The sequence below is a fragment of the Streptomyces sp. NPDC050997 genome, assembly GCF_040660135.1.
GTDB lineage: Bacteria > Actinomycetota > Actinomycetes > Streptomycetales > Streptomycetaceae > Streptomyces.
In genome coordinates this window covers 66,206-80,863 of sequence record NZ_JBFAGK010000026.1, presented here as the reverse complement: position 1 = coordinate 80,863, position 14,658 = coordinate 66,206, and the positions used below count along the sequence as shown (strand labels likewise).

12 protein-coding genes are annotated in these 14,658 nt (G+C 70.6%); 1 reads left to right on the top strand and 11 read right to left on the bottom strand.

Going from position 1 to position 14,658, the window contains the following annotated elements:
• Positions 1-13 precede the first annotated feature (13 nt).
• The 3 genes from AB0H86_RS38345 to AB0H86_RS38335 form a co-directional block, all read right to left on the bottom strand.
• Entirely contained in the window at positions 14-589 is a 576-nt protein-coding gene (locus tag AB0H86_RS38345) for a GNAT family protein (RefSeq protein WP_362449712.1), read from the bottom strand.
• Positions 567-2,810 carry an MMPL family transporter gene (locus AB0H86_RS38340; protein WP_362449710.1) on the bottom strand — a complete coding sequence of 748 codons (2,244 nt, stop codon included), beginning with the start codon at positions 2,808-2,810 and terminating at the stop codon, positions 567-569. Before AB0H86_RS38340 ends, AB0H86_RS38345 begins: the two co-directional genes overlap by 23 nt.
• 199 nt (positions 2,811-3,009) lie before the next feature.
• Positions 3,010-3,327, bottom strand: coding sequence for a hypothetical protein (locus AB0H86_RS38335; RefSeq protein WP_362449708.1), 318 nt, complete (start codon positions 3,325-3,327; stop codon positions 3,010-3,012).
• Between the two features lie 186 nt (positions 3,328-3,513).
• Between AB0H86_RS38335 and AB0H86_RS38330 the strand changes: the two genes are divergently transcribed.
• Entirely contained in the window at positions 3,514-4,335 is an 822-nt protein-coding gene (locus AB0H86_RS38330; protein ID WP_362449706.1) for a methyltransferase domain-containing protein, read from the top strand.
• A 65-nt stretch (positions 4,336-4,400) separates the two neighbouring features.
• On the opposite strand, the gene gatB is transcribed toward AB0H86_RS38330, so the two are convergent.
• From gatB to AB0H86_RS38290, 8 genes are all read right to left on the bottom strand, one after another.
• Positions 4,401-5,915, bottom strand: coding sequence for an Asp-tRNA(Asn)/Glu-tRNA(Gln) amidotransferase subunit GatB (gene gatB, locus AB0H86_RS38325; RefSeq protein WP_362449704.1), 1,515 nt, complete (start codon positions 5,913-5,915; stop codon positions 4,401-4,403).
• 14 nt (positions 5,916-5,929) lie between these two features.
• Entirely contained in the window at positions 5,930-6,169 is a 240-nt protein-coding gene (locus AB0H86_RS38320) for a hypothetical protein (RefSeq protein WP_030040520.1), read from the bottom strand.
• On the bottom strand, positions 6,166-7,668 hold the full coding sequence (gene gatA / locus AB0H86_RS38315) for an Asp-tRNA(Asn)/Glu-tRNA(Gln) amidotransferase subunit GatA (RefSeq protein ID WP_362449702.1): 1,503 nt from the start codon (positions 7,666-7,668) through the stop codon (positions 6,166-6,168). Before gatA ends, AB0H86_RS38320 begins: the two co-directional genes overlap by 4 nt.
• Positions 7,669-7,673: 5 nt before the next feature.
• The gene (gatC, locus tag AB0H86_RS38310) at positions 7,674-7,970 is read right to left on the bottom strand and encodes an Asp-tRNA(Asn)/Glu-tRNA(Gln) amidotransferase subunit GatC (protein ID WP_018531282.1); all 297 of its coding nucleotides are present in this window, start codon (positions 7,968-7,970) and stop codon (positions 7,674-7,676) included.
• A gap of 160 nt (positions 7,971-8,130) precedes the next feature.
• Positions 8,131-10,386, bottom strand: a complete 2,256-nt coding sequence (locus AB0H86_RS38305) for a bifunctional diguanylate cyclase/phosphodiesterase (RefSeq protein WP_362449700.1) — start codon at positions 10,384-10,386, stop codon at positions 8,131-8,133.
• 282 nt (positions 10,387-10,668) lie between these two features.
• Complete coding sequence (gene ligA / locus AB0H86_RS38300) at positions 10,669-12,861, bottom strand: NAD-dependent DNA ligase LigA (RefSeq protein ID WP_362449698.1); 2,193 nt, start codon at positions 12,859-12,861, stop codon at positions 10,669-10,671.
• A gap of 15 nt (positions 12,862-12,876) precedes the next feature.
• Complete coding sequence (locus AB0H86_RS38295) at positions 12,877-13,878, bottom strand: methionine synthase (RefSeq protein WP_362449696.1); 1,002 nt, start codon at positions 13,876-13,878, stop codon at positions 12,877-12,879.
• 67 nt (positions 13,879-13,945) lie between these two features.
• Positions 13,946-14,644, bottom strand: coding sequence for an SDR family oxidoreductase (locus tag AB0H86_RS38290; RefSeq protein ID WP_362449694.1), 699 nt, complete (start codon positions 14,642-14,644; stop codon positions 13,946-13,948).
• Between the last annotated feature and the right edge of the window lie 14 nt (positions 14,645-14,658).

The following is a 14,658-nucleotide window of genomic DNA, read 5'->3' as shown; positions in this document are numbered from 1 at the left end:
TCTGAGAAGTTTCTTAATGATCCCTGTGAGCACCACGCGCGCGGGCCGCGCGCCACTCGGGGGCAAGGATGGACCACACCTCGAGGTCCAGACGTACGCCGTGGTGCGGGTAGCCCGACCGCCGCACCCCTTCCCGGGACATGCCCAGGCGCCGGGCCACGTTAAGGCTGGGGCGGTTGTCCACGGCGGCGATCCACTCGACCCGGTGGATGCCGCGCCGCTCGACCGCGAAGTCGAGGAGTACCCGCATCGCCCGGGTGACCAGACCGTGGCCGGTGCCGGCGGGTTCCAGCCAGCAGCCGACCTCGCAGTTGCCGTTCTCCGCGTCGAAGTTCAGGAAGAGCACCCCGCCGACGAGCTTCCCCTCCAGCCACAGGCCGTGCAGGGAGGCGGTGTCGGCGGCGCGCAGGTCGGCGTACCGCTGGAGCATGTCGCGGGCGCCGTCCAGGTCCGTGGCCTTCTCGCCGAACGGAACGAAACGGTTGATGAACTCGCGCCCGCGATCCAGGTGGGCCAGGAACTCCTCGGCGTGCCACGGCTCCAGGGGACGCAGTTCCGCTCCGTCGTCACCCAGGGATATCGCGTACATCCCGCTGCTGCTCCTTCGCCAGTACGTCCGCCACTGCGGCGTCCGTCGCAGCGGCCAGCCTCTCATGGGCGGCGCGGCACTCGGGCGGCTCGATGCTGATGCGGGGCATACGGCGCTCCAGCCAGCCCGGCAGCCACCAGTTGGCGCCGCCGAGCAGATGCATCAGGGCGGGCACCAGCAGCGTGCGCAGGACGAAGGCGTCGAGGGCGACGGCGGCGGCGAGCGCGATGCCGAACATGGCGATCACACGGTCGCCGCTGAGCACGAAGGCGAGGAAGACGGAGATCATGATGACCGCGGCGGAGTTGATCACCCGGCTGGTCTCGGCGAGGCCGACGCGGACGGCCCGTCGGTTGTCGCCGGTCTCCAGCCACTCCTCGTACATCCGGCTGACCAGGAACACCTGGTAGTCCATGGAGAGACCGAAGAGTACGGACACCATGATCACGGGCAGGAAGGGTTCGATCGGGCCCGCGCGCCCCAGGCCCAGCAGTTCGCTGCCCCAGCCCCACTGGAAGATCGCGACGACGATACCGAAGGCGGCGGCGACCGCGGCCACGTTCATCGCGGCGGCCTTCAGCGGGATGCCGACGGACCGGAAGGCGAGCAGGAGCAGCAGACAGCCCAGCCCGACGACAACGCCGACGAACAACGGCAGCTTGCCGACGATGATGTCGGCGAAGTCGTCGTAGCCGGCGGTCACGCCGCCGACCTGGACGTCGAGGGAGGTGCCGGTCTCGGCGCGCGGCAGCACCTCGGTGCGCAGTCGGTCGACGAGGTCACTGGTGTTCTTCGACTGCGGGGAGGACTCCGGGAGGATCGTGAGGTACCCGGTGTCGCCGCCGGTGTCGTACGTCACCGGCGTCACCGACGCGACGCCCTTGGTGCCGCGGAGGGTGGTGTCGAGGTTGTCCAGGGCGAGCTTGTCCTCGGCCCCGACGACGTGCGTGACCAGGGTGAGGGGCCCGTTCACGCCGGGGCCGAAGCCGTCCGCGAGAAGGTCGTAGGCCTGTCGGGTGGTCGACGTCCGCGGGTTGTTTCCCTGGTCGGAGGTGCCCAGGTGGAGGGAGAACGTGGGCAGCGCGAGGAGGGTGATGACGCCCAGGGCGAGGCCGCCGAGCAGTTTGGGACGGCGCTCCACGAACGCCGACCAGCGGGCGGCGAACCCGGTCGGCAGCTCGGGCTGCGGCCCGTGGTCCACGAGGTGGCGCCGCTCGCGCCGGCTGAGGGCGCGCGGGCCGATGAGGGAGAGCAGGGCGGGCAGCAGGGTCACGGAGGCCGCGACGGTCAGGACGACGGTCAGCGAGGCGGCTATCGCGACACCGTTGAGGAAGCCGAGCCGGAGGATCAGCATCCCCAGCAGCGCGATGCAAACCGTGGCACCCGCGAAGACGACCGCTCGTCCGGTCGTGGCGACCGCGTTGGTGACCGCCTCGGTGACGGACAGCCCCCGTTTCAGACCGCGCCGGTGTCTGGTGACGATGAACAGCGCGTAGTCGATGCCGACGCCGAGCCCGATCAGCATGCCGAGCATGGGCGCGAAGTCGGCGACGCTCATGACGTGGCCGAGCAGCACGATCCCGGCGTACGCGGCGTCGACGCTCACCAGCGCGGTGGCGATGGGCAGCAGCGAGGCGGCGAGCGAGCCGAAGGCGAGGAACAGCACCACCGCGGCGACGACCACGCCGACCACCTCGGCGAGATGTCCGCCGGACGACTCGGTGGATTGGATGGCACTGCCGCCGAGCTCCACCCGCAGCCCGCCGCTCTCGGCGTCCTCGGCCGCCCGCACCACGGCCCGTGCCTCGGACGCGTCGATGTTCTCGGCTGGGTCGTCGAAGGTGACCGTGGCGTACGCGGTGTGCCCGTCCGCGCTGATCCGGCCGCCGCCCTGGCTGTCGTAGGGGCCGAAGACGGAGGCGACGCCGGGCAGGGCCTCGATCCGGTCGAGGGTTCGGGCCATGGTCTGTTCGACGTCGACGGCGCGGACGGTGCCGGACTCGGTGTGCCAGACGACGGTGTCGCTGTCACCGCCGAGGTCCGGGAAGCCGTCCTGGAGCAGCTGGGTGGCGCGGCCCGACTCGGTGCCGGGGACCTGGTAGTCGTTCGAGTAGTCGGAGCCGGTGACGACGGCGGCCGTACCGAGCGAGCCGAGGGCGAGGAGCCACAGCAGGACGACGACCAGACGTCGCCGGACACACCAGCGTGCGAGGGCTGCCACGAACGTGCTCCCAGAGGACTTTATGGATCTTTGGCCGGGAATAAACGTTCATGAACATTCATGATGTGAACGGCCCGCAAAGAACGCATGAACAATGTGACGACCACTGTCGCAGCAGGAAGTGATCTTTTACGTCGTTCGTGCGCTTATTCACAGGAATAGGAGCCAGATCACAGGACAGTAACGGTCACTCTGTCAGTCAGTCGAACTGATCACCCAACGCCATCACCATGGCACCGGCGACCAGCAGCCACAGGGCCCGTCGGGTACGTCCCCGGGAGCCGAGGACCGACGCCAGCGCGCACACCATCGCCCCGAAGGCGTAGGCGACCGGAACGAGTGCGGGGGCGGAACCGGTCAGCCGCAGCGTCGACGCGGCCAGACCCGCGAGCGCGAGTACCGCCCCGGTCGCGGCCGCCGTCCAGCGCGCCCGCCGCGCGTCCTCGGCCGGATCCGCGAAGTCGTCCGTCATGCCATCCAGGGCATCGGATGTCTCGGAATCGCCACGTCCGCTCATGGCGGGCGAGGGTAGCGCCTCCGGCTGAGAATCCGGGTGCGCGGCGGCGCGGCGCACTGCTAGCGTCCCGGCGTCCGTCGTCTCCGGCACATCGCCGCCGATCGAAGCAGGTGCATTTTTTGAAGGTCCGTCCGAGCTCCTACGCATCACGTTTCCCTACGAAGGACTCAAGGAGCCCGTTCACCGATGTCCGACACCTCACCCGACACCTCACCCGACATCACGACCTCGAATGACGACCTCACCAGCCGACTGGCCCACCCGCGCCGTCCGCGCAGCAGCCGCTACGACGCCCGCTGGACCATCGAGAACCAGATGGGCCCGCACGCGCTGTGGCTGCTGGAGTGGCTGGCCCCCGCCCTCGGTCTGGACACGTTGCCCCCCGGCGCCCGGGTCCTCGACCTGGGCTGTGGCCGCGCGATGACCTCGGTGTTCCTCGCCAAGGAGTATGACGTCCAGGTCACCGCGGCCGACCTGTGGGTGAAGCCCGACGACAACGCCGTACGCGTCGCCGAGGCGGGCGTCGCCGACCGCGTGCTGCCCGTGCACGCCGAGGCGCACGACCTGCCGTTCGCCGAGGGCAGCTTCGACGCGGTCGTGAGCATCGACGCGTACCAGTACTTCGGCACCGCCGACCTGTATCTGCCCACGCTGACCCGGCTGTTGAGGCCGGGCGGGCGGATCGGTGTCGTCGTACCCGCGCTGCGGGAGGAGCCGGAGGGCGACCAGCCGCCGGCGCACCTCAAGCCGTTCTGGGACCCCGGATTCTGGGCCTTCCACTCCCCTGCCTGGTGGCGGCGCCACTGGACCCGCAGCGGGGCCGTGGAGGTCGAGACCGCGGACTGGCTGACGGACGGCTGGAAGGACTGGCTGCTGTGGAGCGAGGTCTGCGCCGAGGAGAGCCCCTACCCGTGGATGGCCGACATGGCCCGTGAGTCGGTGGAGCTGATGCACGCCGACCAGGGCCGCGCGCTGGGCTTCGCGCGGGTGGTGGGTCGCCGCGTCTGATCACCCACCCGGGGGGACGCGTCGCAACCGACGCGTCCCCCCGGGCTGTTGTCCTACAGCGGGCCTCAGCCCTCGCTGACGCCCAGCTTCTCCAGGATCAGCTCCTTGACACGGGCCGCGTCGGCCTGGCCGCGCGTGGCCTTCATGACCGCGCCGACCAGCGCGCCCGCCGCGGCCACCTTGCCGCCGCGGATCTTGTCCGCGACCCCCGGGTTGCCGGCGATGGCCTCGTCGACGGCGGCGGTGAGCGCGCCCTCGTCGGAGACCACCTTCAGGCCGCGCTTGTCGACGACCTCGTCCGGGGTGCCTTCGCCCTTGAGGACGCCGTCGATGACCTGGCGGGCCAGCTTGTCGTTGAGGGAGCCCTCGTTGACCAGGGCGGTCACGCGGGCGACCTGCTCGGGGGTGATGGCCAGCGCGTCCAGGGACACGCCCGACTCGTTGGCCCCACGTGCCAGCTCGCCCATCCACCACTTGCGCGCGGAGGCCGCGTCGGCGCCCGCCTCGATGGTGGCGACGATCGGGTCGATGGCACCGGCGTTGAGCATCGACTGCATGTCGTGGGCGTTGACTCCCCACTCCTCGCGCAGCCGGTTGCGGCGCGCCAGCGGCTGCTCGGGCAGGCTCGCGCGCAACTCCTCGACCCACTCGCGGGGCGGGGCGACGGGGACGAGGTCCGGCTCGGGGAAGTAGCGGTAGTCCTCCGCCTCCTCCTTCACCCGGCCCGAGGTCGTGGAGCCCGTGTCCTCGTGGAAGTGGCGGGTCTCCTGGATGATCGTGCCGCCGCCGTCGAGGACCGCGGCGTGCCGCTGGATCTCGAAGCGGGCCGCACGCTCGACGGAGCGGAGGGAGTTGACGTTCTTGGTCTCGCTCCGCGTGCCGAACTTCTCCCGGCCGTGCGGGCGCAGCGACAGGTTCACGTCGCAGCGCATCTGGCCCTGCTCCATACGGGCTTCCGAGACACCGAGCGCCTTGATGAGCTCGCGCAGCTCCGCCACGTACGCCTTGGCGACCTCGGGAGCGCGCTCCCCCGCGCCCTCGATCGGCTTGGTGACGATCTCGATGAGCGGGATGCCGGCACGGTTGTAGTCGAGCAGCGAGTGCGAGGCACCGTGGATACGGCCCGTCGCGCCGCCGACGTGCAGCGACTTGCCGGTGTCCTCCTCCATGTGGGCGCGCTCGATCTCCACACGGAAGGTCTCGCCGTCCTCCAGCTGGACGTCGAGGTAGCCGTTGAAGGCGATCGGCTCGTCGTACTGGGAGGTCTGGAAGTTCTTCGGCATGTCCGGATAGAAGTAGTTCTTCCGGGCGAAGCGGCACCACTCGGCGATCTCGCAGTGCAGCGCGAGACCGATCCTGATCGCGGACTCGATACCGATCGCGTTGACGACCGGGAGCGCGCCCGGCATGCCGAGGCAGGTCGGGCAGGTCTGCGAGTTGGGCTCGGCGCCCAGCTCGGTCGAACACCCGCAGAACATCTTGGTCTTGGTGCCGAGTTCGACATGGACCTCAAGGCCCATGACGGGGTCGTACGACGCCAGCGCGTCCTCGTACGACACCAGGTCGGTCGTGGTGGTCACGGTGAACTTCCCTCTCAGCCCAGCAGGACGTCGTCGTCGCCCAGCCGCTTCAGCTCGCGGTAGAGGATGGCGAGGCCGGTGACGATGGCGACGGCGGACACGGTGGCGTCGATCAGGACCAGGGTGTCCTTGTCGGCGCGGGCCTTCTTGAGCCGCTTGGCGACGCCGAACGCGCCGAACGCGGTCCCGGCGATGGACAGGTACGTACCGGACTTGGACTTCTTGAAGCCCTTGGCCTTGGTCAGTGCGCTCACAGCGACGGAGCCTCCTCGATCAGCGGGTGACCCCACCTTTCCACGAAGGCGGCCTCGACGGCGGCGCCGACCTTGTAAAGACGGTCGTCCTTCAGCGCCGGGGCGATGATCTGCAGCCCGACCGGGAGGTTGTCCTCCGGGGCGAGACCGCAGGGCAGCGACATGGCCGCGTTGCCCGCCAGGTTGGTCGGGATGGTGCACAGGTCGGCGAGGTACATCGCCATCGGGTCGTCGGCGCGCTCGCCGATCGGGAAGGCGGTGGTCGGCGTCGTCGGCGAGACGATGACATCCACCTGCTCGAACGCCTTCTCGAAGTCCCGCGTGATGAGCGTACGGACCTTCTGGGCGCTGCCGTAGTACGCGTCGTAGTACCCGCTCGACAGGGCGTAGGTGCCGAGCATGATGCGGCGCTTGACCTCGGGGCCGAAGCCCGCCTCACGGGTGAGGGAGGTGACCTCCTCGGCCGAGTGGGTGCCGTCGTCGCCCGTACGGACGCCGTAGCGCAGGCCGTCGAAGCGGGCGAGGTTGGACGAACACTCGGAGGGCGCGATCAGGTAGTACGCCGACAGGGCGAGGTCGAAGGACGGGCAGTCCAGCTCGACGATCTCCGCGCCCAGCTCCTTGAGGAGGGCGACGGACTCGTCGAAGCGCTGGATGACGCCGGCCTGGTAGCCCTCGCCGCGGAACTGCTTCACGACACCGACCCGCATGCCCTCCACGCTGCCGCTCAGGGCGGCCTCGACGACCGGCGGGACCGGGACGTCGACGGAGGTGGAGTCGAGCGGGTCGTGCCCGGCGATGACCTCGTGGAGGAGGGCCGCGTCCAGGACCGTACGGGCGCAGGGCCCGCCCTGGTCGAGGGAGGACGAGAACGCCACCATGCCGTAACGGGAGACCGCCCCGTAGGTCGGCTTCACGCCGACCGTGCCGGTGACGGCGGCCGGCTGGCGGATGGAGCCACCGGTGTCGGTGCCGATGGCGAGGGGGGCCTGGAAGGACGCGAGCGCGGCGGACGAGCCACCGCCGGAACCGCCCGGGATACGGGTGAGGTCCCAGGGGTTGCCGGTCGGTCCGAAGGCGCTGTTCTCGGTGGAGGACCCCATGGCGAACTCGTCCATGTTGGTCTTGCCGAGGATGACCACGTCCGCGGCCTTCAGCCGCTTGGTGAGCGTCGCGTCGTACGGCGGGATCCAGCCCTCGAGGATCTTCGAGCCGACGGTCGTCGGGATGCCCTCGGTGGTGAAGATGTCCTTGAGCGCGAGCGGGACGCCGGCGAGAGGACCGAGCTTCTCGCCCCTCTCCCGCTTCTCGTCGACGGCACGGGCCTGCGCGAGAGCGCCCTCCCGGTCGACGTACAGGAAGGCGTGCACCTTCTCGTCGACGGCCTCGATGCGCGCCAGATGCGCCTCGGTGACCTGGACGGCCGTGAGCTCGCCGGAGGCGATCTTCGCGGCGGTCTCGGCGGCCGTGAGCTTGATGATGTTGACGTTGTCCGTCATGGCGGTTAGTCCTCCCCCAGGATCTGCGGCACCTTGAAACGCTGCTGCTCCTGGGCCGGGGCGCCGGAGAGCGCCTGCTCGGGGGTGAGCGACGGACGGACCTCGTCCGCCCGCATGACGTTCGTCAGCGGGAGCGGGTGCGAGGTCGGCGGTACGTCTTGGTCGGCGACCTCACTGACGCGGGCGACCGCGCCGATGATGTCGTCCAGCTGTCCCGCGAAGTGGTCGAGCTCTTCGGGCTTCAGCTCCAGACGCGCCAGCCGGGCGAGGTGGGCGACCTCCTCGCGCGTGATGCCAGGCATGCAGCGATCCTCTGGGGTGAGTGAGTGTGGTTTGGAGCCAATCCTATGGGGCGGCGGCCCGTGCCTGTTAAACGGTTTCCCCGCACCGCTGACGCCTCGGGCGCTGCCGCTCCCCGACCGCACTCCGCGAGCACCGCTCGTCCTGACGCCGTACCCGCGGTTACTCGGCGGCCGGCAGCGCCGCGCGCGGCCGCTGCCAGCCCCGCGAACCCCTCGCCAGCAGCCACGCCGTCATCTCCTCCGGCGGCATCGCGGCCGCGACCAGCCAGCCCTGTACGGCATCACAGCCCAGGTCACGCAGACGCTCCCAGGTCTCGTCGTCCTCGACGCCCTCGGCGACCACGAGGAGCCCCAGGGAATGCGCGAGGTCGACCGTGCAGCGCACGATCTCCGCGTCCTCGTTGTCGATGGCGAGGCGGGCCACGAAGGACCGGTCGATCTTCAGCTCGCTGACGGGAAGCCGGCGCAGATGCACCAGCGAGGAGTAGCCGGTGCCGAAGTCGTCCAGGGACATCTTCACGCCGTGCGCGGTCAGCCCGGCGAGGGTGTCGGCGGCGCGCTGCGGGTCCTCCAGCAGGACGTGCTCGGTTATCTCCAGTTGGAGCGCTCCCGCGGGGACTCCGTGACGGGCCAGCCGGGCGGCCACCGATCCCGCGAACCCGGGGGTGTGGACATCGCGCGGGGAGACATTGACCGCGACCGGGACGAACAGCCCCTGCGAGCGCCACCGCGCGACCTGGGCGAGGGCCGTGTCCAGGACGTACTCCGTGAGATGGGGCATCAGTCCGGACGACTCGGCGATGGCGATGAACTCGTCCGGCGGGACCTTGCCCCGCTCGGGGTGCACCCAGCGGACCAGGGCCTCGAGCCCGGCCACCTGTCCGTCGAAGCGGACCTTGGGCTGGTAGTGCAGTTGGACCTCGTGCGCGTCCAGGGCCCGGCGCAGATCACCGAGCAGTCCGAGCCGGTCCGGGGTGTTGGAGTCCCGCTTGGACTCGTAGACCTCGACGCCCGTACGGTCCCGCTTCGCCTGGTACATCGCCACGTCCGCGCGGCGCAGCAGTCCCTCGGCGTCGAGGGCGTGGTCGGGGAAGACGGCGACTCCGGCGCTGGCCTCCAGCACGAGGGTGAGGCCGTCGAGGTCGAGCGGGGAGCTGAGGGCGGCCACGAGGCCGCGGGCGACCCGGGTCGCGGAGGTGGTGGAGTCGGCGACCGGCAGTAAGACGGCGAACTCGTCACCGCCGAGCCGCGCCGCCTCCGCTCCTCGGGGCAGCGCCAGCCGGAGCCGGTCGGCTATCTGCAGCAGCAGCCGGTCACCGGCGAGGTGGCCCAATGTGTCGTTGACCGACCGGAAGCGGTCCAGGTCGATGAGCATCAGGGCGGAGCGGGCGCCGATGCGTTCGGCGTCGTCCAGGGCCGTCCAGATGCGTTCCAGCAGCCACTGGCGGTTGGGAAGCCCGGTCAGCGGATCGCGCAGCTGCTCCTCGGCCCGGGCCCTGGCTATCCAGAGGGTGGAGTCGAGGGCGATGAGGGGGATGGCGAACAGCGGCAGCAGGATGGGCTCGGCGGCGGCGACCACGCAGATCAGGGGCGCGATGCCGAGCAGCGCGACGGCGACCAGGCCCTGTCTGACCAGGGCGGTGCGCGCGACGGTGGGCAGGCCGCCGGAGCGCGGGGCGTGGAGATACCAGCTCAGGATGCGGGTGACCGCGAGATAGGCGATCGCGACCAGCACCACCTGGGGGGCGGTGTAGAACGTCCAGGTGTCGGAGTTCCAGGGCCGCTCGACGGACGGCACCCGGCCGAACGCGCCGAGCAGCAGGGCACCGGTGGCGATGCCGAGGATGTCCACCGCCCCGTGCAGCACGCCCTGGCGCCACCGGTGCCGGCGGGCCACACCGACCAGCAGGACGACGGTCAGGCTGACCATGCCGGCCGACACCCAGCCGTACAGCAGCAGGACGGCGAGGGTGAGGGCGGCGCCGGAGCCGGTACCGCCCCACCAGCGGGCGCGGCCGAGTGCGACCAGATGGCCGACTATGACGCCGGTCAGTACGGCCAGGGCCCAGCCGACCGTGCCGGACGGGAAGAGCGCGTGGCCGCCGGTGAAGGCCCGGTAGAAGCCGGCGCCCAGCACGAATCCGGCCGCCGCGACGATCGCGGCGGGCAGCGCGGGCCAGGACAGATGACGGTCCGGTTCCTCGCCGGGCAGTCCGGGGGGGCCGTTGGCGGTGCGCGGGGAGGCGCTGAGTCCTTCGGCCGCCGTGTAGGGTCCGGCCGGGTACTGTCCGGCGGCATGCCCCTCGGCGCCCGGACGGTCTCCGGTCAGCCCGGCCCACCGGCTCTCCCGCCATGCGCCGACCATCCGGCGCATGCGCAGCCGTGAGTCCGGGGCGGCGCTCTCGCTGGGTTCCATTCCCGTCCCTCTCACAGCCGGCGGTGCCCACGCCACGCGGCCCGGTGCCCGACAACAACCCTCGACGGCGCCGCGTTGGTCAACCCTTCCCGCTGCTCCTGAAGGCGCTTCAAGAGCAAAGGGATGCCCCCACCGCAGCTGGGCACGGCAGGCGCACATCTCAACAGTAGGCCGCGGAAGGCTTCCACGGGCAGCGGTCGTCGACGGTTGCCTGAATGCGCCCCAGCCACCCGTATGCATCTGGTATGCGCCGATCGGGTGGCCTTCAACCGCTGTTCCTCGCTACTCCTCTGCCGGAAGGGCCACTTCGGCTGCCGCCTCGGGGCCCTGTTCCAGCAGGACTGCGAACCCGTCCTCGTTCAGAACCGGAACCTTCAGCTGCATCGCCTTGTCGTACTTCGATCCTGGATTGTCACCCACAACGACGAACGACGTCTTCTTCGAAACAGAACCGGTCACTTTCGCGCCACGGGTCTGCAACGCCTCCTTGGCGCCGTCCCGCGTGAAGTGTTCGAGCGTGCCGGTCACGACGACGGTGAGTCCTTCGAGCGGACGCGGTCCCTCGTCCTCGCCGGAGCCCTCCGCCTCCATCCGGACGCCCGCGGCCTGCCACTTTCGGATGATCTCGCGGTGCCAGTCCTCGGCGAACCACTCCTTGACGGCGGCGGCGACGATCGGGCCGACGCCGTCGGTGTTCCTCAGTTCCTCCTCGGTGGCCTGGTCGATCCGCTCGACGGAGCGGAACTCGCGGGCCAGCGCCTCGGCGGCGACCGGGCCCACGTGACGGATCGACAGGCCGGTGAGCACGCGGGCGAGCGGACGCTCCTTGGCGGCCGCGATGTTCTCCAGCATCGCCAGCGCGTTCTTCCTCGGGCTGCCCTCCTGGTTCGCGAAGACCGTGGCGACCTTCTCCTCGCCGGTCTTCGGGTCACGCTTGGGCAGCCCGCTGTCCTGGTCGAGGACGTACGCCTTGATCGGCAGCAGCCGGTCGATGGTGAGGTCGAACAGGTCGCCCTCGTCGGTGAGCGGCGGTTCGGCGGGTTCCAGCGGCTGGGTGAGGGCAGCGGCGGCGACATAGCCGAAATGCTCGATGTCCAGCGACTTGCGTCCGGCGAGGTAGAACAGGCGTTCGCGCAATTGGGCGGGGCAGCTGCGGGCGTTCGGGCAGCGCAGGTCGATGTCGCCCTCCTTCATCGGCCTGAGCGCCGTACCGCACTCGGGGCACTCGCCCGGCATCACGAACTCGCGCTCGTCGCCGTCGCGCAGGTCGACCACCGGGCCGAGGATCTCCGGGATGACGTCACCGGCCTTGCGCAGCACCACGGTGTCGCCGATCAGCACGCCCTTGGCCTTGACGACGTCCTGGTTGTGCAGGGTGGCGAACTCGACCTCCGAACCCGCCACCGTGACCGGCTCGACCTGGGCGTACGGCGTGACCCGGCCCGTACGGCCCACGCCCACACGGATGTTGACGAGCTTGGTGTTGACCTCCTCGGGCGCGTACTTGTACGCGATCGCCCAGCGCGGGGCGCGCGAGGTGGAGCCGAGGCGCCCCTGGAGCGGGATCTCGTCGAGCTTGACGACCACGCCGTCGATCTCGTGCGCCACGGAGTGACGGTTCTCGCCGTAGTACGCGATGAACTCCCGTACGCCGTCGAGGTCGTCGACCACCCTGTTGTGCGGGGAGGTCGGCAGGCCCCAGGTCTTCAGCAGGTCGTAGGCCTGGGAGAGCCGGGTCATGCCGTCGAAGCCCTCCAGGGCGCCGATGCCGTGGACCACCATGTGCAACGGCAGGGTCGCGGTGACCTTGGGGTCCTTCTGGCGCAGGGAACCCGAGGCGGAGTTGCGGGGGTTGGCGTACGGCTTCTCGCCGGCCGCCACCCGGCGGGCGTTGAGGTCCTGGAAGGCATCCATCGGGAAGTAGACCTCACCGCGGATCTCGACGAGCCGCGGGACGCGGTCGCCGTGCAGCCGGTGCGGGATCTCCGCGATCGTCATGACGTTGGGCGTGATGTCCTCGCCGATCCGGCCGGTGCCCCGGGTCGCGGCCCGGGTGAGCCTGCCGTCCTCGTACGTCAGGTTCACCGCGAGGCCGTCGACCTTGAGCTCGCACAGCAGGTGGTAGCCGGATGTGCCGACGTCCTTGGCGACGCGGTCGGCCCAGGCGGCGAGGCCCTCGTCGTCGAAGACGTTGTCGAGGGAGAGCATGCGTTCGCGGTGTTCGACCTCGGCGAGGTCCGTCTCGTACTCGACGGAGACCTTCTGGGTCGGCGAGTCGGGGGTCCGCAGCTCCGGATACTCCTCCTCCAACGCCTCCAGGGTGCGCAGGAGCTGATCGAACTCCGCGTCACTGACGACGGGAGCGTCCTTCACGTAGTACCGGAAGCGGTGCTCCTCGATCTGCTCAGCGAGCTGCGCGTGCTTCTCCCGTGCCTGCGTGGGCACCGTCGTCTCCGCTTGCTTTTCGCCGGCCACCGTGTTGTCCTCCCGTTACTCAGGGTTGTCCGCGAGGGATCTCGCCGCCCGGACGCAGTGGGCGAGAGCCTCGCGTGCGTACGCGGGGGAAGCTCCCGCGAGACCGCACGCCGGAGTCACCGTGACCGCCTCCGTGAGAAGCCCCGGATGCAGCCCCAGCCTGCGCCACAGCGTTCTGACACCCATGACGCTACCGGCAGGGTCTGACAATGGGCCGTCCGTGCCCGGCACGACACCGGCGAAGAGCCGGGTCCCCGCCTCCACCGCCTCACCGATCGCGTCGTCGTCACGCTCGGTGAGAAGCGAGAAGTCGAAGGAGACCGCGGCCGCGCCCGCCCGGCGCAACAGGGCGAACGGGACGTCCGGTGCGCACGAGTGGACCACGACCGGCCCGTTCCCGTGAACCCCGGCGACATCCCGGAGCGTGGCCTCGACCACCTGCCGGTCCACGGCACGGTGGGTGCGGTAGCCGCTGGCGGACCTCACCTGGCCGCGCAGTACGGCGACGAGGGACGGCTCGTCGAGCTGGAGGACGACCTGGGCGCCGGGGATCCTGCGCCGGACCTCCTCCAGATGCAGGCGCAGCCCTTCGGCGAGGGAGGCGCCGAGGTCACGGCAGGCGCCGGCGTCGGAGAGGGCGACCTCGCCGTTCCTCAGCTCCAGGGCGGCGGCCAAGGTCCAGGGCCCGACCGCCTGGACCTTCAGGGGGCCCTCGTATCCCTGGGTGAACTCCTCCAGCGCGTCCAGGTCCTCGCCGAGCCAGGACCGTGCTCGTTTGGTGTCCCGTCCCGGGTGGTCGCCGATCCGCCAACCGCTGGGCTCCACGCGCGCGTAGAGCTCGACGAGCAGGCCTGCGGTCCGGCCGATCATGTCGGCGCCCGGCCCCCGGGCGGGCAGCTCGGCGAGGAACGGGAAGTCCTCGAAGGACCCGGTGACGGTCCTGGCGGCCTCGCGGGCGTCACCGCCGGGCATGGAGCCGATACCGGTGGCGGGGCCGAAGCTGAAGTGTGCGTTCACGGGTGAAGCCTACGTACGACTCGGGGTGCCCTCGCCCGCGAAGCCCCCCTCGCCCGCGAAGCCGCCCTCATCGGCCCGGCCGCACCGTCAGTTCGTTGATCTCCGCGTCCCTCGGCAGGTCGAGGGCGAGCAGGATCGTCGTCGCGACCGACTCGGGGTCGATCCACCGCGCGGGGTCGTACTCCTTGCCCTCCTGCTGGTGGACCTTGACCTGCATGGGGCCGGCGGTGCGGCCGGGGTAGACCGTGGTGACGCGGACGCCGTTGTCGTGCTCCTCGTTGCGGAGCGAGTCGGCGAGCGCCTTCAAGCCGTGCTTGGAGGCGGCGTACGCGGACCACTCGGCGCTCGCCCGCAGCCCCGCGCCCGAGTTCACGAACACCACGTGGCCCTGGGCGGTGCGGAGTTGGGGCAGGAAGTGGCGGGTCAGCTCGGCGGGCGCGACGAGGTTGACGTTGAGCTGATGGTGCCAGGACTTGGGGGTCAGCTCGCCGACCGGTCCGAGGTCGACCACGCCCGCTATGTGCAGGAGGGAGTCCACCCGGTCCGGGAGCGTCTGGTGGGAGAAGGCCCAGGACAGCTTGTCGGGGTCCGCGAGATCGCCGACCAGCGTCCTCGCTCCGGGAAACTCCGCCGCCAGTTCCTTCGCGCGGCCCGCGTCGCGCGCGTGCAGCACGAGATCGTCCCCGCGCGCGTGCAGCCGGCGGGCCACGGCCGCGCCGATGCCGGAGCCGGCCCCGGTGATCACATGTGTAGCCATGTCCGCCATGCTCGCATCACCCC

Bases quoted from the DNA above. Each gene is read 5' to 3' on its own strand.
- gatC (WP_018531282.1), bottom strand. From the start codon at position 7,970: ATGCCTGGCATCACGCGCGAGGAGGTCGCCCACCTCGCCCGGCTGGCG.
- AB0H86_RS38290 (WP_362449694.1), bottom strand. From the start codon at position 14,644: ATGGCGGACATGGCTACACATGTGATCACCGGGGCCGGCTCCGGCATC.
- AB0H86_RS38335 (WP_362449708.1), bottom strand. From the start codon at position 3,327: ATGAGCGGACGTGGCGATTCCGAGACATCCGATGCCCTGGATGGCATG.
- AB0H86_RS38345 (WP_362449712.1), bottom strand. From the start codon at position 589: ATGTACGCGATATCCCTGGGTGACGACGGAGCGGAACTGCGTCCCCTG.
- AB0H86_RS38330 (WP_362449706.1), top strand. From the start codon at position 3,514: ATGTCCGACACCTCACCCGACACCTCACCCGACATCACGACCTCGAAT.
- gatA (WP_362449702.1), bottom strand. From the start codon at position 7,668: ATGACGGACAACGTCAACATCATCAAGCTCACGGCCGCCGAGACCGCC.
- AB0H86_RS38305 (WP_362449700.1), bottom strand. From the start codon at position 10,386: ATGGAACCCAGCGAGAGCGCCGCCCCGGACTCACGGCTGCGCATGCGC.